The sequence below is a fragment of the Rhodovibrio sodomensis genome, assembly GCF_016583645.1.
Classification (GTDB): Bacteria; Pseudomonadota; Alphaproteobacteria; order Kiloniellales; family Rhodovibrionaceae; genus Rhodovibrio; species Rhodovibrio sodomensis.
Map to the genome: position 1 here is coordinate 1 of NZ_NRRL01000032.1, position 25,636 is coordinate 25,636.

Genomic DNA, 25,636 nt, shown 5'->3' on the forward strand with positions numbered 1-25,636 from the left:
GTCCTGCCAACTGTACGCGGGGGTCGCGCCGAACGCCAAACGGCGCCCTGGCTTGTTCAAGGGCTAGGTTTACCCGGAGGGCGGGCAGACCTTCCGCGATCTTGCCCTAACTCGCCGCCTCCAGCTGCTCCTGCAGTTCCAGCCAACGGTCCTCCGCCCGGGCGAGCTGGTCCTTGACCTTGCCGTGGGCGACCTGGAGTTCCTGCAGGTCCGCGGTCGGGCCGTTATAGACCTTGGGGTCGGCGAGCTTGGCCTCGATCTCGCGCTGCTTTTCGTTCAGCCGTTCGATCTCGCGCTCGAGCGTCTTCGCCTCGTTGCGCAGTTGTTTGGTCTGTTCGCGCGCTTCCGCCGCCTGCTTGCGCCGTTCCTTCTTGGACAGCCCGTCGTCCTTGGCCGGCTTGCCGGCGCCCGGATCGGCCTTGCCCTTCTCGGCATCCTGCTGGCGCTTGGCGGCGGCCCGCTCGGCCCGGCGCTGCTCCAAGAGCTGCTGGCGGTAGGCCTCCAGGTCGCCGTCGAACTGCTTCGCCTTGCCGTCGGCGACGATCCACAGCCGGTCGACCACCAGCTCGATCAGGTGCGGGTCGTGGGTGATCAGCACGACCGCGCCGGCGAATTCGTTGAGCGCCTCGATCAGCGCCTGGCGCGCCTCGATGTCCAGGTGGTTGGTCGGCTCGTCCAGGATCAGGAGGTGCGGGGCGTGCCGGGTCATCAGCGCGAACAGCAGGCGCGCCTTCTCCCCGCCGGAGAGGTTGCCGACGGCGACGTCCGCCTTCTCCTGGGTGAAGCCGAACCGGCCCAGGTGCGCGCGCACCTGGGTCTTGTTGGCGCTGGGCATGACCTCCGCCATGTGCTGCACCGGCGTGTGCCCGAGGTCCAGCTCGTCCGCCTGGTCCTGGGAGAAATAGCCGATCCGCAGCTTACCGGGCGTGGTCATCTTGCCCTTGAGCGGCTGCAGCCGGCCGGCCAGCAGCCGGGCGAAGGTGGTCTTGCCGTTGCCGTTGGCGCCCAGCAGCGCGATCCGGTCGTCCTGGTCGATCCGCTGGTTGAGGGCGCTCAGGACCGGGTTCTTGGGATCGTAGCCGACGTCGACGTGGTCGAGCGCGATCAGCGGCGGCGGCAGCTCGTCCGGCTGCGGGAAGTCGAACCGGACCGCCTTGTCCTCCTGCACCTCGCCGATCGGCTGCATGCGCTCCAGCATCTTGATCCGCGACTGCGCCTGGCTGGCCCGGCCCGCCTTGGCGCGGAAGCGGTCGACGAAGCGCTGGATGCGCGCGCGCTCCTTCTCGCGCTCCTCGTGCATGTGCTGCTGGCGGCGCAGCTGCTCGCGCCGGGTCTCCTCGAACCGGTCGTAGCCGCCCTGGTAGGTGGTGACCGTGCCGGCCTGCAGATGCGCGATCTTGTCGACGCACTTGTTCAGCAGCCGGCGGTCGTGGCTGACCAGCAGCATCGTCCCCGACCAGTCGCGCAGGTAGCCCTCCAGCCACATCGTGGCTTCGAGGTCGAGGTGGTTGGTCGGCTCGTCCAGCAGCAGCACGTCGGGCTCGGAGAACAGCAGCGCTGCGAGCGCGACGCGCATCCGCCAGCCGCCGGAGAACTCCTTGCAGGCGCGCTGCTGGGCGGCGTCGGAGAAGCCCAGGCCGGACAGGATGCGCGCGGCCCGCGCCTCGGCCGAGTGGGCGTCGATGTCCGACAGACGCATGTGCACTTCGGCGATCCGGTTGGGATCCTCCGCCGTCTCCGCCTCGGCCAGCAGGCGCGCGCGCTCGGTATCCGCGGCCAGCACGGTTTCCAGCAGCGTTTTGTCGCCGGCCGGGGCTTCCTGGCGGATATAGCCGATCTGGCTGTTGGTCGGGACCTGGACGGCGCCGCCGTCCGGCTGCAGCTCGCCGGCGATCAGTTTCAGCAGCGTCGACTTGCCGCTGCCGTTACGGCCGATCAGGCCGACGTTCTCGCCGCCGTTGACGGTGACGTTGGCGCCCTCGAACAGAGGACGGCCTTCGATGCGGTAGGAAAGATCGCGGACGCTGAGCATGGCGCGCGGGTTCTAGCACGCACCGGCCGGGCGGCGGAAGGTGCCGGACACGTCCCGCGCGCCGGCCCGCCGGGCTGCGCGGTTGCCGAGCGGCGGCGGCACGTCTATAAGGCCGCCCGAATTGCACCGCGCGGCCGCCCCGGGCGCGCGCGGCACGCCGTAGCCCAGACGCCGACACCGTACTTATTCGAGGGAGCGAAAGACCGCCATGGCCGTGGAACGGACCCTGTCGATCATCAAGCCGGACGCCACCGAGCGCAACGTCACCGGCAAGATCAACCAGCGCCTGGAGGATGCCGGCCTGCGCATCGTCGCGCAGAAGCGCCTGAAGCTGACCGACGAGCAGGCGAAGGCCTTCTACATCGTCCACAAGGACCGCAAGTTCTATAGCGACCTGGTCAACTTCATGACCAGCGGCCCGGTCGTGGTGCAGGTCCTGGAGGGCGAGAACGCGATCGCCAAGAACCGCGAGGTGATGGGCGCGACCAACCCCGAGGAGGCCGCCCCGGGCACCATCCGCGCCGACTTCGCCCGCGACATCGAGGCCAACTCCGTGCACGGCTCCGACAGCCCGGAGACGGCCGCCGGCGAGATCAGGTTCTTCTTCGCCGACGTCGAGATCGTCGGCTAGAGCAAAATCGATGAAGGTCCAGTCGACCTTCATCGTGAATTTTGCTCTAAGAACCTGATATTCAGGCATAAGAAAGGGCGCGGGGAGGTGTCTCCGCGCCCTTTTTAATGCGCTGTGCCCTGCGCTGCGCCCGTCGGACACCCTTCGACACGGAGGCCTGCGGCGTTCTGCTCGGGATGACGTCTAAAACATTGAAAAGTTTGACCTCATCCTGAACAAGCTGGCGTCGCCAGCGGTGTCGAAGGACGCACGACGCTCACCCCGTCCGCGGGCGCGGCACCACCGGCGTGCACGCTAAACCAGGAACAGCGCCATCAGGGCCAGGACCACCGCGATCACCGCGGTGGACCAGGTGAGCAGCCGGGTGAAGCCACGGAAGGTCTTCTTGTGGCCTTCCATGTCGAACTTGTTGTCGTCGTTGCCGGCCATGGCCATGCCCGTCTCGCCGTCCCGTTGTTGTGCGAACTCGCCGTCATTCCGTCATCCGTCTTACCCGCCCGCCGGAAGGCCTGCAAGCCCGCACGCCCACCGGCTACCCGTCGACCGGCGGGTTCAATAGCGCGGCCCGCGGCGGCTCGGCGCCGTGGAGGCGCACCCGGTTGCCGCTGATCGTCGCCCGCCCGTCGGCGGCCAGCCGGACGCAGTGCGGGTAGAGCCTGTGCTCGGCTGCCAGCACCCGTGCGCCCAGCGTTTCGGCGTCGTCGTCGTCGTGCACCGGTACCGCGGCCTGGCCGATGATCGGGCCCTGGTCGACCTGCTCGCGCACGAAATGGACGGTCGCGCCGGTGATCCGGACCCCGGCGGCGAGTGCCTCCGCGTGCGTGTTGAGCCCCGGGAAGGCGGGCAGCAGGGACGGGTGGATGTTGATCAGACGGTCGCGCCACCGCTCGACGAAGTCGGCGGTGAGGACGCGCATGAACCCGGCGAGGCAGACCAGCCCGCAGTCGGCGGCGTGAAGCGCATCGGTCAGCGCCGCCTCGAAGCCGACCCGGCTCGGGAACAGCCGGTGGTCGACCACCTGGGTCGGGAGGCCGGCCGCCTCCGCGCGTTCCAGGCCGGCGGCCTCGGGCACGTTGGCGATCACCAGCGCGATCTCCGCCGGGTAGTCCGGATGGGCCGCCGCTTCGATCAGGGCCTGCAGGTTGCTGCCGCGCCCGGAGATCAGGACGCCGATGCGGACGCGCCCGCCGGCCTTCGGGCCGCTATTGCCAGAACTTACGCCTGCCATGCCGTCTCCCGATTCGCGATCTCGATCCGGGGGGTGTGGGGGTCCTGGGTGACGATCTCGCCGATTTGGACCGCCTGTTCGCCCTGTTCGCGGAAGTGGGCCAGCGCGTCCTCTGCCCGGTCGCGGGGCACCACGACCGCCATGCCGATGCCGCAGTTGAAGGTGCGCGCCAGCTCGGCCGGTGCCACGCCGCCCGCTTGGCTGAGCCAGCGGAACACGCCCGGCAGTTCCCAGGCGTTCGCGTCCAGGCGCGCGCCCAAACCGTCCGGCAAGACCCGCGGCAGGTTTTCCGGCAGCCCGCCGCCGGTGATGTGCGCGAGCGCACGCACCAGCCCGGCGCGCGCCGCCGCGAGGCATGCGGGGACATAGATTCGGGTCGGCGTCAGCAAGGCGTCGGCGAGGGTGGCGCTGTCGTCGAACGGGCTGCTGCCGTCGAGCGCGAGACCGAGGTCGGCGGTCACCTGCCGGACCAGCGAATAGCCGTTGGAATGCAGCCCGCTGGACGGCAGGCCGAGCACGGCGTCGCCGGGTTCGACGGTCGACCCGTCGAGCATCTGCCCGCGTTCCGCCGCGCCGACGCAGAAGCCGGCCAGATCGTAGTCGCTGCCCTGGTACAGCCCGGGCATCTCCGCGGTTTCGCCGCCGACCAGCGCGCAGCCGGCCTGCTTACAGCCCGCCGCGATCCCGGCCACGACGTCGCGCGCGGCGTCGACGTCCAGCTTGCCGGTGGCGTAATAGTCCAGAAACAACAGCGGCTCCGCGCCCTGGACGACGAGGTCGTTGGCGCACATCGCCACCAGGTCAATGCCGACCGTGTCGTGCCGGCCGCTATCGATCGCCAGCTTCAGCTTGGTGCCCACGCCGTCGGTCGCGGCGACCAGGATGGGGTCGGTGAAGCCGGCTTCCTTGAGGTCGAACAGCGCGCCGAAGCCGCCCAGCCCGCCGGCCGCGCCCGGGCGCGCGGTCGCCTTGGCGAGCGGCTTGATCCGCTCGACCAGGGTATTGCCGGCATCGATGTCGACGCCCGCGTCCTTATAGGTGCGCGCCCGGGCGTCGGGGCCGGCGTTGGTATCGTCGTCAGACCCGGTTATGGCGTTGCCCCCCGGTCGTGTCGTATGTCACTTGCCAAACGTGCTCGGGCCAAACGTGCTCGGGCCAGACTTGAGCCGGACCGCGAAAGCGGCGACCCTGTCGCCCGACGTTGACCGCGGCCCCGGCGCGCGCCGGAGCCGAAGCCTGCCGGGCGGACTCGGCGCGACCATACTTGTTCCAGGACGCTTTGCAATGCCGCTGGTTGGAGCCTTCAAACGCCTGCTGCCGTTCGTCGCCGCGCTGCTCGTCTTACCGGGCGCGCTGGCCGCGCAGGCACCGCTGTACACCGTCGAGAACGTCAAGGTGGACGCCACCGCGGAGAGCGCCACGGCGGCGCGCGCGCAAGGCCTCGATCAGGCGCACGTGAGCGCGTTCAATCGGATGGTCGAACGCCTGGTCCTGCGCTCCGAACTGAACCAGGTGCCGGAGCTGAGCGCCGAGCGGATCGCCAACCTGTTGCGCGACTTCGAGGTGTTCAACGAGCGGACCTCCAACGTGCGGTACCTGGCGGAGGTGACCTTCCGCTTCCGCCCGGAGAGCATTCGGCAGTTCCTGAAGGAGAACGACATCCCGTTCGCGGTAACCCGCAGCAAGCCGGTGGTCGTCCTGCCGGTCTGGGGCGAGGGCGAGGACGCGGTCCTCTGGGACACCCCGAACCCCTGGCGGGAGGCTTGGGCGAACCGGGCCGAGCAAACCGGATTGGTGCCGCTGACGGTGCCGCTGGGCGATCTGGGCGATATCCGCGCGGTCAGTGCGCAGGAGGCGCTGGACGGCGACCGCGGCGCGCTGAAGGCGATCGCCCAGCGCTACGGCGCGACCGACGTGCTGGTGACGCAGGCCCGTCTGGCCGGCGATCCCGAGGCGTTCACCGGTAGCATGCAGGTGATCACCTCGCGCATCGGCACGCCGGAGGTGGCGCGCACGCTGGTCGACAGCATCCAGCAGCAGCGCGACGAGCCGCTGCCCGAGATGCTGGCGCGTGCCGCCGACAGTGTCGCCCGCGACATCGAGGAGACCTGGAAGCGCGCCAACCTGCTGGACTTCGAGCAGCGCAACCGCCTTCAGGTCGAGGTGCCGATCGACGGGCTGCAGCGCTGGGTTACGGTGCGCGAGCGCCTGGACGGCATCGCCCGGATCGAGAGCTTCCGGGTGGCTGCGATGACGCGCACCGCGGCGCGGCTGAAGATGACCTATTACGGCGCGCGCCAGCAACTGGCGCTCGCCCTGCAGCAGAACGACCTGGTGCTGGAACGCACCAATCCGGACGGCAGTACGACCAAGGTCGACACCCGCCGCGGCGACGGCGACGCCGGCGGTGAGGCAAACGGTGCGGCGACCCGCGGCGTCGGCGATCTGACCAGCGACGGCAGCCTGGGGCCGGACCGGATGGGCGAGGCGGACGATCCGAACGACTGGATCCTGCGCGCGGCTGAGATGCGCGCCGCCGCCTCACACGCGGGGCAGGGCGCCAGCCAGCCGACCGAGGGTGCCCAGCCGACCGAGGGCACCCAGGCCGCCGACGGCCCGTCGGAGCAGCCGGCCGCGCAATGACTGTCTCCCGCGCAATGACTGTCTGCCGCGCCGCGCCAGCAGCAGCCGGTTCAGGGGCCGCGCGCGGATGAGTGCCCAGCGTCAACTGATCTACTGGCTGAGCGGCCTGGCGGTCATCCTGTTTTCGTTGTGGCTGCTCAGCGGCGTGCTGGCGCCGTTCCTGATCGGCATGGCGGTCGCCTACTTCCTGGACCCGCTGTGCGACCGGCTTGAGAGCCTCGGCCTGTCGCGCACGCTCGCGACCTCGGTCGTCACCGGCGGCTTCCTGTTGGCGGTGGCCCTGGTGTTCGCGGTGCTGGTGCCGATGATCGCGGGCGAGTTGACCAGCCTTGCCCGGCAGGTGCCGGGCTGGATCGATCTGCTGCGCCAGCAGGTGGTCGCCTTGGCGGAAACGCTGCGCACCGAGGTCGACCCTGCGGTGCTGGAGCGGGTACGCAGCTACGTCGAAGGCCTGCCGGGCAAGCTGTCCGGCTGGGCGGCCGGGCTGGTGCGCAACGTCCTGTCCGGCGGGGTCGCGCTGTTCAACGTGCTGTCGCTGTTGTTGATCACCCCGATCGTCGCGTTCTACCTGCTGCGTGACTGGGACGTGCTGACCGAGGCGGCGGATAGCATGCTGCCGCCGGCCTACGCCGACGTGATCCGTCTGCAGGTGCAGAAGGTGGACGAAACGCTGTCCGGCTTCGTCCGCGGTGTCGGCACGGTGTGTCTGATCCTGGGCACCTTCTACGCGAGCGCGCTGACGATCGCGGGGCTGGACTTCGGGCTGGTGATCGGGCTGATGGCCGGGCTGGTGTCATTCGTGCCGTTCGTCGGCGCCACGCTCGGCTTCATCGCCAGCGTCGGCATGGCGCTGCTGCAGTTCGACGGCTACATCATGGTGCTCGTGGTGGCGGGGATCTTCTTCACCGGTCAGTTCCTGGAGGGTAACTTCCTGCAGCCGATCCTGGTCGGCGACCGGGTCAACCTGCACCCGGTCTGGATCATCTTCGCGCTGCTCGCCGGCGGCGCGCTGCTGGGCTTCGTCGGGGTCCTGCTGGCGGTGCCGGGGGCGGCGGTGATCGGCGTTGCGGTGCGCTTCTTCGTCAACCGCTATCGGGCGACCGTGCTCGGCATCGGCGACGACCCGGGCGACCCCGACACGGCCGCGCGCCTGCGCGCCGAGGCGGCGGGCGCCAAGCCCGGCGGCGCCAAGCCCGGGGGCGCCCAATCCCGGGCCGACAAGTCCGGGGCCAAGGATACGCCGTGACCATGCCCGCCCAGCTGCCGCTCGACCTGCCGCACCGCCCGGCCCTGGGGCGCGAGGACTTCCTGGTCGCGGACGCCAACCAGACCGCCGTCGCCTGGATCGACCTGTGGCCCAGCTGGCCGCAACCGGCGCTGGTGCTGCACGGTCCGGCCGGCAGCGGCAAGACCCACCTGGCTCAGGTCTGGCGCCACACCAGCGGCGCCGCGGAAGCCGACGCCGCGCGCCTGCTGGCGAGCGATCCGCCGGATCTGCTGGGCCCGGGCACCGACCTGCTGCTGGACGACGCCGACCGCGTGATCGCGCAGGCGCACGACCGCGCGGTCGTGGAGCGGCGGCTGCTGCACCTCTACAACGTGGTCCGCGAACGCGGCGGGCACCTGCTGCTGACCGGCCGCAGCCCGCCTGCGCGCTGGGCGCTGCAACTGCCCGACCTGCGCTCCCGCCTGCAGGCGGCGACCTGCGCCGAGCTGGGCGCGCCCGACGACCAGTTGGTTCAAGCGGTGCTGATCAAGCTGTTCGTCGACCGGCAGTTGCGCGTGGCGCCGGAGGTGGTGCGCTTCCTGCTGCTGCGCATGGAACGCTCGTTCGCCGAGGCCGAGCGGATCGTCGACGCGCTCGACACCGCCTCGCTCGCCGCGCGCAAGGAGATCACCGTGCCGCTGGCCCGCCAGGTGCTGAACGCGCCCGGCCCGGACGGTGACACGGACGACGATAACGATAAGGCACCAAGGGAGAGCGACGATGGATCTGGGGATCGCGGGTAAAACGGCGCTGGTCTGCGCGGCCAGCCGGGGGCTCGGCTACGCCTGCGCGCACGCCTTGGCGCGCGAAGGCGTGTCGGTGACGATCGTGGCGCGCACCAAAGCGGACATCGAGAAGGCCGCGCAGGAGATCGCATCCGCGACCGGCAGCACCGTCACCCCGGTCGCCGCCGACGTCACCACCGCCGAGGGGCGCGCCGCCGCGCTCGCCGCCTGTCCGCAGCCGGACATCCTGGTGACCAACGCCGGCGGCCCGCCGCCGGGCGACTTCCGCGACTGGGCGCGCGACGACTGGATCGCCGCGCTGGACGCCAACATGCTCAGCCCGATCGAGCTGATCAAAGCCACCGTCGACGGCATGATCGAGCGCGGCTTCGGGCGGATCGTGAACATCACCAGCGGCGCGGTGAAGGCGCCGATCCCGATCCTGGGCCTGTCGAACGGCGCACGCGCAGGTCTGACCGGCTTTATCGCAGGGCTGTCCCGCGAGACGGTCAAGCACAACGTCACCATCAACAACCTGCTGCCCGGCCCGTTCGAGACCGCCCGGCTGGAAGGCACGCTGAAGGCGGCGGCGGACAAGCAGGGCCAGCCGGTCGAGGAGGTCCGGCGCGAACGCGAACAGGGCAACCCGGCGCGCCGGTTTGGCGATCCCCGGGAGTTCGGCGACGCCTGCGCCTTCCTTTGCGCCGCCTGCAGCGGCTTCATGACCGGGCAGAACATCCTGCTCGACGGCGGCGCCTACCCGGGCACGCTGTAAGGGGTGCGGCTGGCGAGGCGCAGAAGGCCGCGGCCTCCCACGCGGCCCACACGCACCGGGCGAACGTGCGGGCGCGCGCACCGCGGTTTGGCGCGATTGACAGCGTCGTTAACGCCCCACATCTTCCGGGCAGTGTAATCGTTTTGCAATCTTTGAAAGGCGGCCCATCGCGATGGCTGAGGAAGTCGAGCTCAAGCTCGCCCTGGCCCCCCACGATCTCGCGCGTCTGCCGGCGAGCGCGATGGTGCGGGCGCTCGCCGCCGGCAGCGGCACCACCAAGCGCCTGGACGCGACCTATTACGACACCCCCTCGCTCACCCTCCGACGCTACGGCATCGCGCTCAGGGTGCGGCGCGACGGCAACCGCCTGACCCAGACGCTGAAGGCGCCGCTGGCGTTCACCGCCGCCGCGGTGGCGGGCGACGGCCCGTCGCCCAGCCAGATCAACGNCGCCGCTACGGCATCGCGCTCAGGGTGCGGCGCGACGGCAACCGCCTGACCCAGACGCTGAAGGCGCCGCTGGCGTTCACCGCCGCCGCGGTGGCGGGCGACGGCCCGTCGCCCAGCCAGATCAACGGCAACGGCTTGCAGCACCTTCAGGAGTTCGAGGCCGAGCTGGAGACGGCGGAACCTGACCTGGCACGGATCGACGACGCCGATTTGCAGGCGCTGTTCCGGCGGGAATCGCTCGCCGACGAGCTGGAGCCGGTGTTCACCACCACCTTCGACCGCCGCACGGTGCCGCTGGAAATGGCGGACACCGCGGTCGAACTGGCGCTGGACCAGGGCTATATCCGCGGCGCCGACGACCAGGAGCAGATCTGCGAGGCGGAGCTGGAGCTCAAGGCCGGGCGGCCGTCGCGTCTGTACGAGCTGGCGCTGATGCTGGCGCGCGACGTCGGCTTCCGGCTGGAGGGCCGCAGCAAGGCGGCGCGCGGCTACCAGCTCTACGCCGCCGAGCCGCCGAAGCCCTACAAGGCGGCCAAGCCGCTGCTGGAGCCGGGCCAGACGGTGGCAGAAGCGTTCACCCGCCAGGCACGCAGCTGCGTCGACCAGGTGCGCGCGAACGAGGCCGCCGTGCTCGACGGCCGCGATCCCGAGGGCGTTCACCAGATGCGCGTCGGCCTGCGCCGCCTGCGCGCGCTGGTCACGGTCTACAAGAGCGTGTTCGCCGCGGAGCCGTACAGCTACCTGCGCACCGAGCTGCGCTGGCTGCAGCAGCAGCTGGGGCCGGCGCGCGAATGGGACGTTTTCCGGGCGGAGACGCTGGTGCCGCTGCGCAACCGCCTGCCCTCGGAAGACAGCCTGGAGCTGCTGGAGACGGAGGCGCACGGCCTGCAGCGCGAAGGTTACGAGCAGGCGCGCACCGCCGTGACCGACCCGCGCACGGCCGAGCTGCTGCTGCGTCTGGAGCTGTGGCTCGCCGAGGGCGGCTGGCGCGCGTCTTCCGTGCCGGGGCAGGACGATCAAGGCGACCAGCCGGTCGAGCCGTTCGCCCGGGCCACGCTCGCCAAGCGCGCCAAGAAGGTGACCAAGCTCGGACAGCGCCACGACACGCTGAGCGAGGGCGAACTGCACCGCTTGCGCATCCAGTGCAAGAAGCTGCGCTACGCCAGCGAGTTCTTCGCCGGCCTGTTCCCAAAGAAGGCGACCAAGCGCTACCTGAAGGGGCAGGAGGCGATCCAGGACCGCTTGGGCGCGGTCAACGACGCAGCCACCGGCCAGCGCTTGCTGGACGATCTGGACCGGCGGCTGAGCAACAAGCGCGCGCCGGAGGCCGGCGGCAGCGGCGAGGCGCTGGCCGCCAACGCCACCGGCATCGTGCTCGGCTGGCAAGCGGCGCTGATGGACCGCGAACTCGCCGCCTTCCACGCCACCTGGGACGACTTCGCCGCGCAGAAGCCGTTCTGGAAGAAGGGGTAGGGCCGACCTTTTCAAGCCCCCTCCTCCATTGGGAGGAGGGGCTCGGGAGGAGGGACTACGGGGGTCGACGCCGCGGGCCTATGCCGTGGGCAACCTCCTCTCCCCGGCTCTCTCCTCCCAGTGGAGGAGAGGGGGTGCGACAGGCGCAACTGCTCGGCCGGCGCTACTCGGCCAAGTCCTTCGGCCGGACGAACCGGGCCAGATACCCGGTGTCGCGGCCGATCGACTCCCAGGCATCGAGCTCGAAGGTGAACTCGGCCACCGCGGCGGTGGGGTACTTGCTCTGCATCGTGGCCAGCGCCTTGGTGTCGCCGCCGCCGGCCAGCAGCGCCGCGGCCTCTTCCATCGCCGGGTTGTGGCCGACCAGCATCAGGGTGTCGACGCGCGCCGGCGCCCCCTGGGCGATCGCGATCAGCTGGTCCGGGCCGGCGTCGTAGACGCTGCGGCGGATGTCGACCTCGGGCGCCGGCTGCAGCTCCCGGGCGACCAGGTCCCAGGTTTCGTGGGCGCGCGCCGCGCTGGAGCAGATCACCAGATCCGGGCGCCGGGCCTCGGTGCGCAGCCAGACCGCCATGCGCGGGGCCGCTTGGCGCCCGCGCGCCGCCAGCGGGCGGTCGTGGTCGGCGAGCGTGGGATCGTCCCAGCTGGATTTGGCGTGGCGCAGCAGATAGAGCGTCTTCATCGCCGGCTCCGTGGCGGACAGGTTGGCTGACGTCGGCTCGGGGCAACGCAGGGCGGGCACGCGCCGTGTAAACCGGATATAGGTCCGCGCCCGACGCCCTGACACCCGGGGCCCTGACTCCCGGCGCGCTGACACCGGGCCTCGGACATGCGCCCGCGTCCGCCGCGCTGTCATCGGCGGTTCATTTTGCGTTGGCCAGCGAATGCCGTAGTTTGAAAGACTTGACATCGCGAACCAGTAAGAGGCGACGTTGACCGAAAGCCAGTACCCCACGGCCCCGCAGCTTGACGACGAAGCGCGCCTGCATCTGGAAGCCGCCACCGACGGGCGCGTCGACATGGCCGCGAGCGAGGCCGACGCGGAAGGCCGCTACATCAACCGCGAGCTGTCCTGGCTGGACTTCAACGAGCGCGTCCTGGAGGAAGCGTTCAACCAGAATCATCCGCTGCTCGAGCGGCTGCGCTTCCTGTCGATCTCGGCCTCCAACCTGGACGAGTTCTACATGGTCCGCGTGGCGGGCCTGAAGGGTCAGGTGCGCGCCGGCGTGACCACGCCCAGCCCGGACAGCCTGACGCCCGCCCAGCAATTGCAGGCGATCAACAAGCGCGCCGGCGATCTGGTGCGCCGGCAGCAGGCCAGCTGGGTCGAGCTGCGCCGGCTGCTGCGTCAGGCCAATGTCAGCGTGGTCGATTCCAGCGAGCTGACCCCGGACGAGAGCAGCTGGGTGGAGCGCTACTTCAAGGAGCAGATCTTCCCGGTCCTGACCCCGATCGCGGTCGACCCGGCGCACCCGTTTCCGTTCGTCCCCAACGCCGGCTTCGCCATGGTGCTGCAGCTGCGCCGGAAGGAGGACGACGAGAACATCGACGCCTTGATGATGATGCCCCCGCAGCTGGAGCGGTTCATCCGGATTCCGGTCGAGGAGGGCAGCCAGGAGATCCGGTTCCTGCGCATCGAACAGGCGATCGAGCTTTACCTCGACGAGCTGTTCCCGGGCCTGGAAGTGATCTCGATGGGCTACTTCCGGGTGCTGCGCGATAGCGACATCGAGATCGAGGAGGAAGCCGAGGACCTGGTGCGCGTGTTCGAAAGCGCGCTCAAGCGCCGGCGCCGCGGCTCCGCGATCCGGCTGTCGATCAACGCCGAGATGCCCGACGACCTGCGCAGCTTCATCGTGCGCGAACTCAACGTGCTGCAGGAGGACGTGTTCGAGCTGGACGGCCTGATCGGCCTGCCGGACGTCAAGCAGCTGATCGTGGAAGACCGCCGGGACCTGGTGTTCAAGCCGTTCAACCCGCGCTTCCCCGAACGCATCCGCGACTTCGGCGGCGACTGCTTCGCCGCGATCCGGCAGAAGGACATCGTGGTCCACCATCCCTACGAGTCGTTCGACGTGGTGGTGCAGTTCCTGCACCAGGCGGCGAACGATCCCGCCGTGGTCGCGATCAAGCAGACGCTTTACCGGACCAGCGAGGACAGCCCGATCATCGCCGCGCTGATCGAGGCGGCGGAAGCCGGCAAGTCGGTGACCGCGCTGGTCGAGCTGAAGGCTCGGTTCGACGAGGAGCGCAACATCCGCTGGGCGCGCAACCTGGAGCGCGCGGGCGTGCAGGTCGTCTACGGCTTCATTTCGCTGAAGACTCACGCCAAGGTGTCGCTGGTGGTCCGGCGCGAGGGCTGGGGCCTGCGCTCCTACTGCCACTACGGCACCGGCAACTACCACCCGATCACGGCGAAGATCTATACCGACCTGTCGTTCTTCACGACCGACCCGGCGCTGTGCCTGGATGCCGCGCGGCTGTTCAACTACATGACCGGCTATGCCAAGCCGACCCCGATGAAGAAGATCGCGGTCGCGCCGCTCGACCTGCGGGAGAAGCTGGTCCAGGAGATCGACAACGAGATCGCGCACGTCCAGGCCGGCCGGCCGGGGCAGATCTGGGCCAAGATGAACTCGCTGGTCGACATCGGCATCATCGACAAGCTGTACGAGGCGAGCCAGGCGGGCGTGGAGATCGAGCTGGTGGTCCGCGGTATCTGCTGCCTGCGCCCGGGCGTGCCCGGCATGAGCGACAACATCGAGGTGAAGTCGATCGTCGGCCGGTTCCTGGAGCACAGCCGGATCGCCTGCTTCGGCGCGGGCTACGGCCTACCGTCGCCGGAAGCCAAGGTGTACATTTCCTCCGCCGACTGGATGCCGCGCAACCTGGACCGCCGGGTGGAGACGCTGGTACCGATCGAGAACGCGACTGTGCACCAGCAGATCCTGGATCAGATCATGATCGCCAACCTGAAGGACGCCGCCCAGTCCTGGGAGATGAACCCGGATGGCAGTTGGGGCCGCGTCACCACCGACGAGGATGCGTTCAGCGCCCATACCTACTTCATGACCAACCCCAGCCTGTCCGGGCGCGGCAGCGCGCTGCGCAAGGCCAAGAAGGCCCCGCGGCTGCAGCTGGGGCGTAACTAGCTCTCGCCCCGCGCGCGTTCCGGCGGTACCACATCCGCATGGCGCCTTCAGCTTCCAGCCCCCAATCCCTGTCCGCCGCGGACACCGTGCCCGCCGGCCTCGGCGAGGCGCGCGTCGGCGTGGTCGACGTCGGTTCCAACTCGATCCGGCTGGTCGTGTTCGACAAGCTCGACCGCGCGCCGACCCCGGTGTTCAACGAGCGCGTGCTGTGCGGGCTCGGCCGCGGCATGGACGAGACCGGCCGGCTGAACGACGACGGGGTCAAGCTGGCGCTGACCAACCTGGACCGGTTCGCCCGGATCGCGCGGGCGATGGAGGTCGGCCGGCTCGACCTGATCGCCACCGCCGCCACCCGCGACGCGACGAACGGCCCGCAGTTCGTCGCCGACGTGGAGCGGCGCACCGGCTGCAAGGTGGCCGTGCTGTCGGGCCTGTCGGAAGCCCGGCTGGCGGCGCTCGGCGTGGTTTCCTCGATGCCCGAGGCGACCGGGCTGATGGGCGACCTTGGCGGCGGCAGCCTGGAACTGGTCCGGCTCGACCACGGCGCGCTCGGCGACGCCGTTAGTCTGCCGCTCGGACCGCTGCGCCTGGCGGAGGTGTCCGGCGGCTCGCGCGATGCCGCGGTGGCGGAGATCGACCGGCAGCTGGATGCCGTCGAGTGGCTGGCCGAGGCCGGCGGCGCCGACTTCTTCCCGGTCGGCGGGGCGTGGCGCGCGCTGGCGCGCATCCACATGGAGCAGACCCAATACCCGCTGCACGTGATCCACGGCTACACGCTGCAGCGGCGCACCGCGCAGGACATGGCGCGGGTGGTCTCGCGCCTGGGCCCGCGCTCGCTCGCGCGGATCCGCGGGGTGTCGAAACGCCGGCTGGAGACGCTGCCCTACGCCGCGCTGCTGATGGGCCGGGTGCTGCGCCGGCTGCGGCCCGAGCAGGTCACCTTCTCCGCTTTCGGCCTGCGCGAGGGGCACCTGTTCGATCAGCTGAGCCCGGAGCAGCAACGGCGCGACCCGCTGATCGCCGCGGCGAGCGACCTGGCCCGGGCGGAAGGACGGTTCGGCGATCTGGGCGCGGAGATGTTCGACTGGACCGAGCCGCTGTTCCAGGACGAGACCCGCGAGGAGCGGCGCCTGCGCAAGGCGGCCGGGCACCTGGCCGACATCGCCTGGCGCGAACATCCGGACTACCGCGCGGTGCAGGCGCTCTACCGCATCCTGCGCCTCCCGCTGTTGGCGCTGAACCACGCCGAGCGGGCGTTTCTCGCCTATACCGCGTTCGTCCGCTACGGCGGCAAGCCGCACGAGGACGCCGCCCAGACCCCGCGCCAGCTGATGGACACCCGGCAGATCGAACGGGCGGAGATCGTCGGCAACGCCTTGCGCCTGGGTATCACCGTCTCCGCCGGCACCCGCGGGCTTTTGACCAACGCCCGTCTGGAATGGACCGGCGACACCCTGAACGTCCGCCTGCCCGACGACACCAGCGCCGCTCCCGGCGAGGTGGTGGAAAAGCGCCTCAAGGCGCTGGTCAAGGCGGTCGGGGCGCGGCGGGGCGAGGTGTTTTAGGGGATCGGTCGCGGCCCCCTGCGTCCCAGCCGGCGCCCGGGAATGCCTCGGGCGGTTGAGCCGGATCGTCCCGAACCATGTTTCACCGGCCAGCCGTGTCGTGCGTGCGTCCGCCGTGCCGCGCGCGTTCGCCAGCGTCCTTGGCGCGCCGGAAACGTCGCGCGCCCGGAAATTTCGCGCACTTGGAATTAATCAAGGTTAAGTAAACGAATCTTCATCTCGCCGCAATCGGCGTTTCATCGCCGTGCGTTTACCCCGTTTCGCGCCGTTCGGGAACGACGGCGATATGAAATCAATTTCGAGGGGATCGATAGGATGAAGCGCACTTCAATGGTTGCGACCATGATCTTGGCCGCGGGCGCAGTCTCCGCCGCGCCCGCATCGGCGCAGGAGGCGCACGAGGCGACCCTGGCGGGGCATGCCTACCTGGCGGCGGATACCTTCGTGCCGATCCCGGACGACGCGCCGGACGCCCTGGCGATCTCGGCGAAGTTCGCGGGGCCGAACAACCTGCGCACCGAGCAGCTGGAGACCATCGAGACCAGCTCGTTCATGTCGGCCGACGGCGCGCCGCGCCTGACCGGCGCCGACCGGCCGCACGCGGGCCAGCCGGTGCAGGGCTTCTCCGGCATCAAGCCGGCCGGCGACGGCGGGTATTACGTCATGGCCGACAACGGCTTCGGCAACAAGGCGAACTCGCCCGACGCCATGCTGATGGTGCACAAGGTCGATCCCGCCTGGGAGCGCGGCGAGGTCGAGCTGGAGGAGACGATCTATCTCAAGGATCCGAACAAGGTCCTGCCGTTCCAGCTGACCAACGAGAACACCGAGAACCGCTACCTGACCGGCTCCGACTTCGATCCCGAAAGCTTCCAGATCGTCGAGAACGCGAACGGCGAGACCCGCTTCTGGTTCGGCGACGAGTTCGGACCCTACCTGTTCGCGACGACGCCCGAGGGCGTGGTCACCGAGTTCCACCAGGTAAAGGTCGACGGCGAGATCGTGCGCTCGCCGGACCATTTCGCGCTCAAGCTGCCGACCGAACCGGGCGGCTCCGTCGACTTCTCGGTGCGCCGCAGCCGCGGTTTGGAGGGCATGGCCGCCAGCCCGGACGGCAAGATGCTCTACCCGATGTTCGAGGGGCCGCTCTACCGCAACGGCAGCTACGAGGCCGCCCAGGGTGGTCAGTTCCTCCGCATCGTCGAGTTCGACGTGTCCGAGGGTGAATTCACCGGCCGAAGCTTCAAGTACCCGCTCGCTCAGAACGGTCTGTCGATCGGCGACTTCAACATGATCGACGATAACAGCGCGCTGGTGATCGAGCGCGACTGGGGCGAAGGCCGGCCGGCCAAGGCCTGCGAGGGCGAGCCCACGCCCAACTGCTTCAACAAACCGGCGAAGTTCAAGCGCGTCTACACGATCAGCTTCGACGGCGTGAAGGACGGCGGGTTCGTCAAGAAGACCGGCTACGTCGACCTGATGAACATCAAGGACCCGAACGACAACGCGGTCCTGGGCGGCCAGGGTAAGGGCTTCACCTTCCCGCTGGTGACCATCGAGGACGTCCACATGGTCGACGACCGGCACATCATCGTCGGCAACGACAACAACTACGGCGTGTCGATGGGCCGGAAGCTCGGCCAGCAGGACCATAACGAACTGATCCTGCTGGAGACGCCGGAGCTGCTGCAGCAGGCGATGCAGAACTAGAGCAAGATGCTGCAAGGTGAGGCCACCTTTCAGCTGAATCCTGCTCTGCCTTACAGCAGATAGAGCAAAATTGACGATCAATGTCGACTCGACCGTCATCGATTTTGCTCTAGCCGAAGGGAAACCGGCCGGGTGGGCGCAACCGGCCCGCCCGGCCGGCCCGCGTCGCGGCCCAGGCGGCCTTCCGCGGTTGCGCGCCCGGCGGGGCGTCCCGGATAGTGGGCGCGTGACAGGGAGGTCGGCCGATGCGCGACTATACACTTTACTACTGGCCGGCACCGTTCCGCGGCCAGTTCGTGCGCGCCGTGCTCGCCCACGTCGAAGCCGACTGGGACGAGGCGGAGCCCGACGAGATCGTCCAGTTGATGGAGGCCGAGCCCGCTGATCAACCGGTCCCCTTCATCGGGCCGCCGGTGCTGGTCGACCACGCGGCCCAGGTGTCGCTGGCGCAGATGCCGGCGATCCTGGCCTACCTCGGCGATACCTACGGGCTGATCCCGGGCGACCTCGCGCGCGCGGCGCTGACCCACAAGGTCGTCGCGGACGCGAGCGACGTGCTCTACGAGATGACGCGCTATCACGGCGCGCAGGTGTGGACCCAAGCGGCCTGGGACAGCTACCGGCCGCGGCTGACGCGCTGGATGGCCGTGTTCGAGGCGCACGGCCGCCGGTCCGGCCTGACCCCGCGGGACGGCACCCTGCTGGGCACCGAAGAGCCGGGCCTCGCCGATCTGACCGCCCACGTGCTGTGGGGCACGATGACGGCGAAACTGCCCGCGCTCAGACCGCTGCTCGACAGCACGGCGCCGGCGGTGGCGGGGCTGTCGGACCGGATCGGCCAGCAGCCGCAGCTGGCCGACTTGCGCCGGCGCAGCGATGCCGCGTTCGGCGACACCTGGTGCGGCGGAGAGATCGAGGCGTCCCTGCGGGCGGTGCTGTAGCGCCGGTGGCGCCGGGGCGCGGCCTACCGACGGCCGCGGCCGTCGGCGTGCGACCGCACCGGCGGGCCGGCGTAGAGATCGCGGACCTTGCGCACGTAGGCCTGGGTTTCCGGGTAGGGTGGGATGCCGCCGTAGCGGTCCACCGTGCCCTCGCCGGCGTTGTAGGCCGCGAGCGCCGTGTCGAGCTCGCCGTCGAACCGGCGGATCAGCCAGGCCAGGTAGCGCACGCCGCCGGCGACGTTCTGCCGGGCGTCGAACGGGTCCCGCACGCCGAACCGCGCGGCCGTCGCCGGGATCAGTTGCATCAGGCCCTGCGCGTTCTTCGGACTGACGGCGTTGGCGTCGAACGCGGATTCCACCGCGATCACGCTCAACACCAGGTTGGGATCGAGATCGTGGCGCGCCGCGAGCGGGGCGACGATCGCCCGGATCGCGCTCGGCGCGCGCACGGACACGCCGGCGCCAACACGCGCCTCGCTGCCCGGCAAACGCCCCGGCAAACTCTTCGGCAAACTCCGGCAGGCGGCCCGCGCGGCCGGTCTAACGCTGGGGATCAGGCTGCGCAGCCCGGCGGCCGCCCGGGAGCCGTGAGCGGCGGCGTGTTCCAGCCAGGCCGCCGCCTGGCGGTCGTCCGCCGGCACGCCGGTGCCGTGCAGGAACAGCCAGCCGAGCCGGTAGCCTGCGCCCGGATGCCCGCGCGCCGCCGCCCGGCAGTATAGAGCCGCGGCCGTAGCCGGGTCGCGCCCCGGCGATCGCGCGTGTTCGGCCCGGTAGGCCGCGCGGTACAGCGCGTCCGCTTCGCCGTCGCCGGTCAGGTGCACGTGCGGGGGAAGCGGGCCGTGCAGCAAATCGGCCGACCCATTCGCCAGGGCCGCCGGCGAAAGCAGCGTGAGCGCGCAGACGACGGCGCCGGCGGTGCCGCGCAGGCGCCCCACCCTCCATCTCACGCGCAGGTTTCCCGACACCGGCCTGTCCAAGACGATCGCTCCACGCGGGCGTTACCGCACGACCCAGCTTACGGGAACGACGATAGCAACCCGCGGGCCGCCGGCGCGCCCGTGCAAGCGCGTTACGCCTTAAGCGACACTGCGCGGCCACGGGCATCAGCTGCACACGGGCAGCAGCGGCCGTACGGTGGACCAACCTGTCGGCGGAAACTGGCTCTAAAGCTCGATCAGCCTGACCCCGCGGCCCTGGGCTGCCAGGGCGAGCTTGCCGTGCTTCAGGCGCAGCGCGTCTTCGCCGAACACTTCCCGGCGCCAGCCGCGCAGCGCGGCGACGTCGGCGTCGTCGGCGGCGGCGATCTGTTCCAGGTCCTGGCTGGTCGCGACCAGCTTCTGGGCGACGCCGTGCTCCTCGCACTTGGTCTTCAAGAGCACCTTGAGCAGTTCGATCAGCGGGCCCAGCCCGGGCGGGATGTCGGGCTTGTAGGGCGGCTGCGGCCAGGCTTCCTTGGGCTGGCCGAGCGCGCTCTCGACCGCGCCCAGCACGCCTTCGCCCAGCCGGCCGCGGGCGAAGTCGGCGCCCAGGCCGCGCGTGCGGGCGAGACTGGCCTGGTCGCGCGGGGCGTGGGCGGCGATGTCCTGGATCTGCTCGTCGCGGATCACCCGGTTGCGCGGCACGTTGCGCCGCTGCGCCTCGCGCTCCCGCCAGGCCGCGACCTCGCGCAGCACGGCGAGGTACTTGCGGTCGCTCGAGCGGGTCTTGAGCCGCTGCCAGGCGAGTTCCGGGTCGGCGCGGTAGGTCGCCGGATCGGTCAGGATCGCCATCTCCTCGTCCAGCCAGCTGGCCCGGCCGGTGCGCTCCAGCTGCGCCCGGAGCGCATCGTAGATCTGGCGCAGATGGGTGACGTCCGACAGCGCGTAGTTCAGCTGCTTGTCGGTCAGCGGGCGCTTCGACCAGTCGGCGAAGCGCGAGGACTTGTCGATCTGGGCGCCGACCAGCTTCTTCGCCAGCGTGTCGTAGCCGACCTGCTCGCCGAAGCCGCAGACCATCGCCGCGACCTGGGTGTCGAAGATCGGCCGCGGCAGGTCGCCGTCCATCAGGTTGTAGAAGATCTCCATGTCCTGCCGGCCTGAATGGAACACCTTGAGCACGCCCTGGTCGCGCAGCAGGTCGAACAGCGGCTGCATGTCCAGCCCGTCGGCCAGCGCGTCGATCGCGGCGACGTTGTCGTCGCCCCCGGCGGCCGCGGCGGCGTCGTCCGCCAGCGGCCCGCCGATCTGGACCAGGCACAGCTTGGGCCAGTAGGTGGTGTCGCGCAGGAACTCGGTGTCGACCGTGATATACGAAGCGCTACGCAGGCGCGCGCAGAAGTCGGCGAGGGTCTGGCTGTCGGTGATCAGGCTCATCGTCCTCTTCTATACGCGTGTGCGCGGCACTGGGAAACCGCCGATATGGCCGCGGCGCGGGCGGTTCGCGCCGGTTCGCCAGCGCGCCGGCCAGCCGCCGTCGGCGGTCTCTTGACAGGCGGGCGGGTGCACGGTCTTTTGCCCGCGCTTTCGCGCCCAGCGCAAGGCGCGCGACACCCCGGTCATCCGAAGATTACGAGCGAACGTCATGCATCCCTACCGCACGCACACCTGCGGCGCGTTGCGCGCAGATCACGTCGGCGCGCAGGTCCGCCTGTCGGGCTGGGTCCACCGCAAGCGCGACCACGGCCAGCTGCTGTTCCTGGACCTGCGCGACGACGACGGTCTGACGCAGGCGGTGATCGACGTCTCCAGCCCGATCTTCCGCGAGGTCGAGCGGATTCGGGTGGAGAGCGTGGTCTGCGTGACCGGCCAGTGCGTGCGCCGGGATCCGGAGACGGTCAACAGCAAGCTGCCGACCGGCGAGATCGAGGTCCGGGTCGAGCAGTTCGACGTGCTTTCCGCGGCTGCGCAGGTGCCCCTACAGGTCAACAGCGACGAGGACGCCGGCGAGGAGGTGCGCCTGCGCCACCGCTATCTGGACCTGCGCCGGGAGCGCATGCACCGCAACATCCAGCTGCGCTCGGAGGTGATCTTCGCGCTCCGGGAGAAGATGGTCGAGCAGGGCTTCCGGGAGTTCCAGACCCCGATCCTGACCGCCTCCAGCCCCGAGGGCGCGCGCGACTACCTGGTGCCCAGCCGGCTGCACCCGGGGAAGTTCTACGCGCTGCCGCAGGCCCCGCAGATGTTCAAGCAGCTGCTGATGGTGGCGGGCTTCGACAAGTACTTCCAGATCGCGCCCTGCTTCCGCGACGAGGCGAGCCGCGCCGACCGTTCGCCGGGCGAGTTCTATCAGCTCGACTTCGAGATGAGCTTCGTCACCCAGGACGACGTGTTCGACGCGATCGAGCCGGTCCTGGCGGGCGTGTTCGAGCAGTTCGGCGGCGGCCGGACAGTCGACAAGCCGCCGTTCCGGCGCATCCCGTACGACGAGGCGATGCTGACCTACGGCTCCGACAAGCCGGACCTGCGCAATCCGATCCTGCTCGCCGACGTGACCGAGGCGTTCCGCGGCTCCGGCTTCGGCATCTTCGCCAAGGCGGTCGACAAGGGGTCGGTGGTGCGCGCGGTCCCGGCCCCGGGGGCCGGCGGCCGGGCGCGCAGCTTCTTCGACAACTTCAACACCTGGGCGCAGCGCCAGGGCAAGGCCGGGCTCGGCTACATCATCTTCGCCGACGATGGCACGCCCAAGGGCCCGATCGCCAAGAACCTGGAGACCGAGCGCCTGGATCGGATCAAGCAGGCCGCCGGCCTCAAGGCCGGCGACGGCGTGTTCTTCGTCTGCGACAAGGCGAGCGAGGCCGCGGCGTTCGCCGGCACGGTGCGCACCGAGGTCGCCAACGCCCTCGAGCTGATCGAGCCGGACTGCTACCGCTTCTGCTGGGTCGTCGACTTCCCGATGTACGAGTTCGACGAGGAGACCGGGGAGATCGCGTTCTCGCACAACCCCTTCTCGATGCCCCAGGGCGGCATGGAGGCGCTGGAGACCCAGGACCCGCTGACCATCAAGGCCTCGCAGTACGACATCGTCTGCAACGGCGTCGAGCTGTCCTCCGGGGCGATCCGTAACCACCTGCCGGAAGTCATGTACAAGGCCTTCGGGATCGTCGGCTACAGCCAGCAGGAGGTCGACGACCGCTTCTCCGGCCTGATCAACGCGCTCAAGTACGGCGCGCCGCCGCACGGCGGCTGCGCGCCCGGCATCGACCGGATGATCATGCTGCTGGCCGACGAGCCGAACATCCGCGAGGTCATCCCGTTCCCGATGACCCAGCGGGCCGAGGACCTGATGATGGGCGCCCCGGCCGACGTCCCGGAAGACCGGCTGAAGGAACTGCACCTGAAGCTCAGTCTGCCGAAAAAGAAGGCCCAGCCGACCGAGGGCGCAGGCCAGGGCGGCGGCAACAGCGGCAGCGGAGCGCCCGAAGCCGGCAAGGCCGGGGAACCGGGCAAGACCGGCACCGGCGGATGATCCGGGCGCCGCGGGCGCAATTGCACCGCTCGGGCGAACCGGCTTCGAGCGAAATGCGTGAAGGCTGGATCGGCCTTCTGGCTGAAGTTCGCTCTAACCTTTCGAAGAGAGGGCACGATTCAGCTGGAAGGTGTTTCCACCTTTCAGCATCTTGCCCTAGTCTGCCGGGCCGACCGGCAGATCGGAGGACGAGGTGGTTTCCCGTACCCCGCGTGAGGAAGGCTTCCGGATGCCCCCCGAGTGGGCGCCCCACGCCCGCACCTGGATGGCGTGGCCGGTGCGCGAATCGCTCTGGGGCAAGCGGATGGAGAGCGCCCGCGAGAGTTACGCCGCGGTCGCCCGCGCGATCGCCCGGTTCGAACCGGTCACCGTGATCGCCGAACCGTCGAGCGTGGCCGACGTCTCGCTGTACTGCGGCAGCGGGGTCGGCTGCCTGCCGATGGAGCACGACGATTCCTGGATGCGCGATGCCGGCCCGACCTTCCTGAGCGACGGCGCGGGCAACATCGCCGGGGTCGACTGGGTATTCAACGGCTGGGGCGAGCGCTACACGCCCTACGACAAGGACGCCGAACTCGCCCGCCGGCTGTGCGAGCACCTGGATGTCGAGCGTTACGAGTCCCGCATGGTGCTGGAAGGCGGGGCGATCCACACGGACGGCGACGGCACGCTGCTGACCACCGAATCGGTGGTGTTCGACCCCGAGCGAAACCCCGACATCAGCCGCACCGACGCCGAACGCGAGTTGTGCGCGATGCTGGGGTGCGAACACGTGATCTGGCTGGGCGACGGGCTGACCGACGACGACACCGGCGGCCACGTCGACAATCTGGCCTGTTTCGTCGCCCCGGGGGTGGTGCTGGCGCTCTCGACCCGGGATTCGCGCGACAGCAACTACGCCGCCCTGCAGGACAACATCGACCGACTGAAAAAGGCGCGCGACGCCAAGGGCCGGCAGCTGGAAGTGATCGAGATCGAGCAGCCCAAGGCGCGCAAGGGCGACCAGGGCGGGCGGCTCGCGCTGTCCTACCTGAATTTCTACCTGACCAACGCCGGCGTGATCGTCCCGCAGTTCGAGGACGCCCGCGACGACGCGGCGCTGGAGACGATCGCCAGGGCCTTCCCCAGGCGCGAGGCGGTCCCGGTGGTCGCCACCGACCTGGTCCACGGCGGCGGCGGCCTGCACTGCATCACCCAGCAGCAGCCCACGGGCGTTATGGAGTAGGGATATCCCCTCTCCCATGAGGGGAGAGGGCGGGGCCCGCGCGCCGCTTGGCGCGTGGGCGGGTGAGGGTGGCACTCCTCGCCGTAGGCCGGGGAGTTGCACCCGCAACGTCCTCTCCCCTCAAGGGAGAGGGACCCGCCGAAACGACCGCTTAACGCCCGCGATCGGATGCGGACCTTTGCGCGGCAACTCGTACACATCTGTCGCAACAGGGAAAGTGGCGGGGCATTCTGTTGCGAGGGGCCCCGCCGGAACCCCACCAGCGGATGCTAAACCCGCTGGGATTAGAGGTGGAGTTCACCTCCGCTGCTTACGCAGCGGCGGCCATCTCCGGAGCAGCGTTATCGTTCGCAACTCTCTGATGGTCCGATGACGGCGGTACCATGCCGGGTACAAACCTGACCTTTTCCCGCCTGTCGAGCCTGTTTCGGCCCCATGGGGCCGGCGCCGCCCGAGGCGGGCGCCGGCGTGTCTGGTGGAGCCGCCGGGTACTGCCCCCGGGTCCAGTACGAGTAGTTAGTGAGGCGTTCAGCACCATCACCCGGTGCGACCGGGCACTTTCATAGATGCGTCATCCGGCGCGCGAATTCAAGCCCGCAGTCGAAGGGCGGGCGCAGATCGGGCGACGCATCTTCGTATCGGCGCATCAGGGCGGGGCGCGGGGTCAGGCGGTCTTTTGCCGGTAGAGGTCGAGGTCGGCTGTCCGCAGCAGCGCCTCGACCTCGCTGCCGGGCTCGTAGCGGGCCTGACCCAGGGTGGCGCGGACCGGGATTCGGCAATTCTGATGCTGCACCACCAGCTGCGAGAGCGCGGTGCGCAGGCGTAGGACGCGCGGCTGCACCGCCACGGGATCGGCGTTCGACAGCAGCACGGCGAACTCGTCGCCGCCGAGCCGGCCGGTGGCATCGTTCTGCCGCACCGCGCCGTTGAGGACCCCGCCGATAGCGGCCAGCACGGCGTCGCCCGCGCCGTGGCCGTAGGTGTCGTTGATCCGCTTGAAGTGGTCCAGGTCGACCAGCATCAGGATGCCGGTCTCGCCGTCGCGCTCGGCGCGCGCCAGCGCCTTGGACAGCTCGCGGCGGAACCCCCGGCGGTTGTGCAGACCGGTCAGCTCGTCGGTGACCGACAGGCTCTCCAGATGATCCAGCCGGGCGGCGTGCTCGGCCAGCGTCGCCTCGACGTGTTCGGCCGCTTCGCTCAGGCGGGCAAGGGCGGTTTCCCATTCGCTCTGTCCGTGCAGGCCGGCCTGCCGGGTCAGGCGCATCAGATGATCCAGCGTTTCCCCGAGCTGCGATTGGCTAGTCGGTGCTTCGTCCTTCAGTTGTCGAAAGGCATGGATCGTCGCGGTCGCAGTCGCGGCGTCGTTCGCTGCCATA

Annotated in this window: 21 protein-coding genes and 1 other RNA gene; 13 read left to right on the forward strand and 9 right to left on the reverse strand. The window is 69.9% G+C overall.

The annotated features are described in order from the left end of the window. Positions 1-106: 106 nt before the first annotated feature. Positions 107-2,032 carry an ABC-F family ATP-binding cassette domain-containing protein gene (locus CKO28_RS12780; protein WP_200341174.1) on the reverse strand — a complete coding sequence of 642 codons (1,926 nt, stop codon included), beginning with the start codon at positions 2,030-2,032 and terminating at the stop codon, positions 107-109. Between the two features lie 208 nt (positions 2,033-2,240). Between CKO28_RS12780 and ndk the strand changes: the two genes are divergently transcribed. Next, positions 2,241-2,663 (forward strand): nucleoside-diphosphate kinase, encoded by a 423-nt coding sequence (gene ndk / locus CKO28_RS12785; RefSeq protein WP_200341175.1) that lies wholly within the window; start codon positions 2,241-2,243, stop codon positions 2,661-2,663. Between the two features lie 294 nt (positions 2,664-2,957). On the opposite strand, the gene CKO28_RS12790 is transcribed toward ndk, so the two are convergent. From CKO28_RS12790 to purM, 3 genes are all read right to left on the reverse strand, one after another. Further along, positions 2,958-3,098, reverse strand: a complete 141-nt coding sequence (locus CKO28_RS12790; protein ID WP_200341176.1) for an aa3-type cytochrome c oxidase subunit IV — start codon at positions 3,096-3,098, stop codon at positions 2,958-2,960. A 97-nt stretch (positions 3,099-3,195) separates the two neighbouring features. Next, positions 3,196-3,891, reverse strand: coding sequence for a phosphoribosylglycinamide formyltransferase (purN, locus tag CKO28_RS12795; protein ID WP_200341177.1), 696 nt, complete (start codon positions 3,889-3,891; stop codon positions 3,196-3,198). Beyond that, complete coding sequence (gene purM / locus CKO28_RS12800) at positions 3,879-4,982, reverse strand: phosphoribosylformylglycinamidine cyclo-ligase (RefSeq protein ID WP_200341216.1); 1,104 nt, start codon at positions 4,980-4,982, stop codon at positions 3,879-3,881. Before purM ends, purN begins: the two co-directional genes overlap by 13 nt. A 193-nt stretch (positions 4,983-5,175) precedes the next feature. Here purM and CKO28_RS12805 point away from each other — a divergent pair, with 193 nt between their 5' ends. The 6 genes from CKO28_RS12805 (at position 5,176) to CKO28_RS29310 (ending at position 11,224) form a co-directional block, all read left to right on the forward strand. Continuing rightward, the gene (locus CKO28_RS12805) at positions 5,176-6,534 is read left to right on the forward strand and encodes a DUF2066 domain-containing protein (RefSeq protein ID WP_200341178.1); all 1,359 of its coding nucleotides are present in this window, start codon (positions 5,176-5,178) and stop codon (positions 6,532-6,534) included. Between the two features lie 67 nt (positions 6,535-6,601). Beyond that, positions 6,602-7,780, forward strand: a complete 1,179-nt coding sequence (locus CKO28_RS12810) for an AI-2E family transporter (protein WP_200341179.1) — start codon at positions 6,602-6,604, stop codon at positions 7,778-7,780. A gap of 2 nt (positions 7,781-7,782) precedes the next feature. Further along, positions 7,783-8,544 (forward strand): HdaA/DnaA family protein, encoded by a 762-nt coding sequence (locus CKO28_RS12815; RefSeq protein WP_200341217.1) that lies wholly within the window; start codon positions 7,783-7,785, stop codon positions 8,542-8,544. Further along, positions 8,522-9,301: an SDR family oxidoreductase gene (locus CKO28_RS12820; RefSeq protein ID WP_200341180.1), complete on the forward strand. Its 780-nt coding sequence runs from the start codon at positions 8,522-8,524 to the stop codon at positions 9,299-9,301. Before CKO28_RS12815 ends, CKO28_RS12820 begins: the two co-directional genes overlap by 23 nt. Positions 9,302-9,473: 172 nt before the next feature. Then, positions 9,474-9,750: CYTH domain-containing protein (locus CKO28_RS29305; RefSeq protein WP_367575743.1), on the forward strand; the 277-nt coding region annotated here is incomplete at its 3' end. A gap of 13 nt (positions 9,751-9,763) precedes the next feature. After that, the gene (locus CKO28_RS29310) at positions 9,764-11,224 is read left to right on the forward strand and encodes a CYTH and CHAD domain-containing protein (RefSeq protein ID WP_367575744.1); all 1,461 of its coding nucleotides are present in this window, start codon (positions 9,764-9,766) and stop codon (positions 11,222-11,224) included. Positions 11,225-11,387: 163 nt separating this feature from the next. On the opposite strand, the gene CKO28_RS12835 is transcribed toward CKO28_RS29310, so the two are convergent. Beyond that, positions 11,388-11,906, reverse strand: a complete 519-nt coding sequence (locus CKO28_RS12835) for a SixA phosphatase family protein (RefSeq protein ID WP_200341183.1) — start codon at positions 11,904-11,906, stop codon at positions 11,388-11,390. Positions 11,907-12,243: 337 nt separating this feature from the next. Between CKO28_RS12835 and CKO28_RS12840 the strand changes: the two genes are divergently transcribed. From CKO28_RS12840 to gst, 4 genes are all read left to right on the forward strand, one after another. Beyond that, positions 12,244-14,376 (forward strand): RNA degradosome polyphosphate kinase, encoded by a 2,133-nt coding sequence (locus tag CKO28_RS12840; protein ID WP_200341218.1) that lies wholly within the window; start codon positions 12,244-12,246, stop codon positions 14,374-14,376. 38 nt (positions 14,377-14,414) lie between these two features. After that, entirely contained in the window at positions 14,415-15,941 is a 1,527-nt protein-coding gene (locus CKO28_RS12845) for a Ppx/GppA family phosphatase (RefSeq protein WP_200341184.1), read from the forward strand. A gap of 315 nt (positions 15,942-16,256) precedes the next feature. Continuing rightward, positions 16,257-17,651: an esterase-like activity of phytase family protein gene (locus tag CKO28_RS12850; RefSeq protein ID WP_242480536.1), complete on the forward strand. Its 1,395-nt coding sequence runs from the start codon at positions 16,257-16,259 to the stop codon at positions 17,649-17,651. A 245-nt stretch (positions 17,652-17,896) separates the two neighbouring features. Next, positions 17,897-18,592 carry a glutathione transferase, Atu5508 family gene (gene gst / locus CKO28_RS12855; RefSeq protein ID WP_200341185.1) on the forward strand — a complete coding sequence of 232 codons (696 nt, stop codon included), beginning with the start codon at positions 17,897-17,899 and terminating at the stop codon, positions 18,590-18,592. A gap of 23 nt (positions 18,593-18,615) precedes the next feature. Here gst and CKO28_RS12860 read toward each other — a convergent pair whose 3' ends face one another. Both CKO28_RS12860 and rnd read right to left on the reverse strand, forming a co-directional pair. Next, entirely contained in the window at positions 18,616-19,527 is a 912-nt protein-coding gene (locus CKO28_RS12860) for a lytic transglycosylase domain-containing protein (RefSeq protein ID WP_338050123.1), read from the reverse strand. A gap of 228 nt (positions 19,528-19,755) precedes the next feature. After that, on the reverse strand, positions 19,756-20,943 hold the full coding sequence (gene rnd / locus CKO28_RS12865) for a ribonuclease D (RefSeq protein ID WP_200341187.1): 1,188 nt from the start codon (positions 20,941-20,943) through the stop codon (positions 19,756-19,758). Between the two features lie 208 nt (positions 20,944-21,151). On the opposite strand from rnd, the gene aspS reads away from it, so the two are divergent. Both aspS and CKO28_RS12875 read left to right on the forward strand, forming a co-directional pair. Beyond that, complete coding sequence (gene aspS, locus CKO28_RS12870; RefSeq protein ID WP_200341188.1) at positions 21,152-23,035, forward strand: aspartate--tRNA ligase; 1,884 nt, start codon at positions 21,152-21,154, stop codon at positions 23,033-23,035. Positions 23,036-23,264: 229 nt separating this feature from the next. Next, positions 23,265-24,260, forward strand: coding sequence for an agmatine deiminase family protein (locus CKO28_RS12875; protein WP_200341189.1), 996 nt, complete (start codon positions 23,265-23,267; stop codon positions 24,258-24,260). 219 nt (positions 24,261-24,479) lie between these two features. Here CKO28_RS12875 and ssrA read toward each other — a convergent pair. Continuing rightward, positions 24,480-24,856, reverse strand: a transfer-messenger RNA (tmRNA) gene (gene ssrA, locus CKO28_RS12880). A gap of 68 nt (positions 24,857-24,924) precedes the next feature. Beyond that, a complete protein-coding gene (locus tag CKO28_RS12885; RefSeq protein WP_200341190.1) occupies positions 24,925-25,635 on the reverse strand; it encodes a GGDEF domain-containing protein in 711 nt (236 codons plus the stop codon). Position 25,636: the final 1 nt, after the last annotated feature.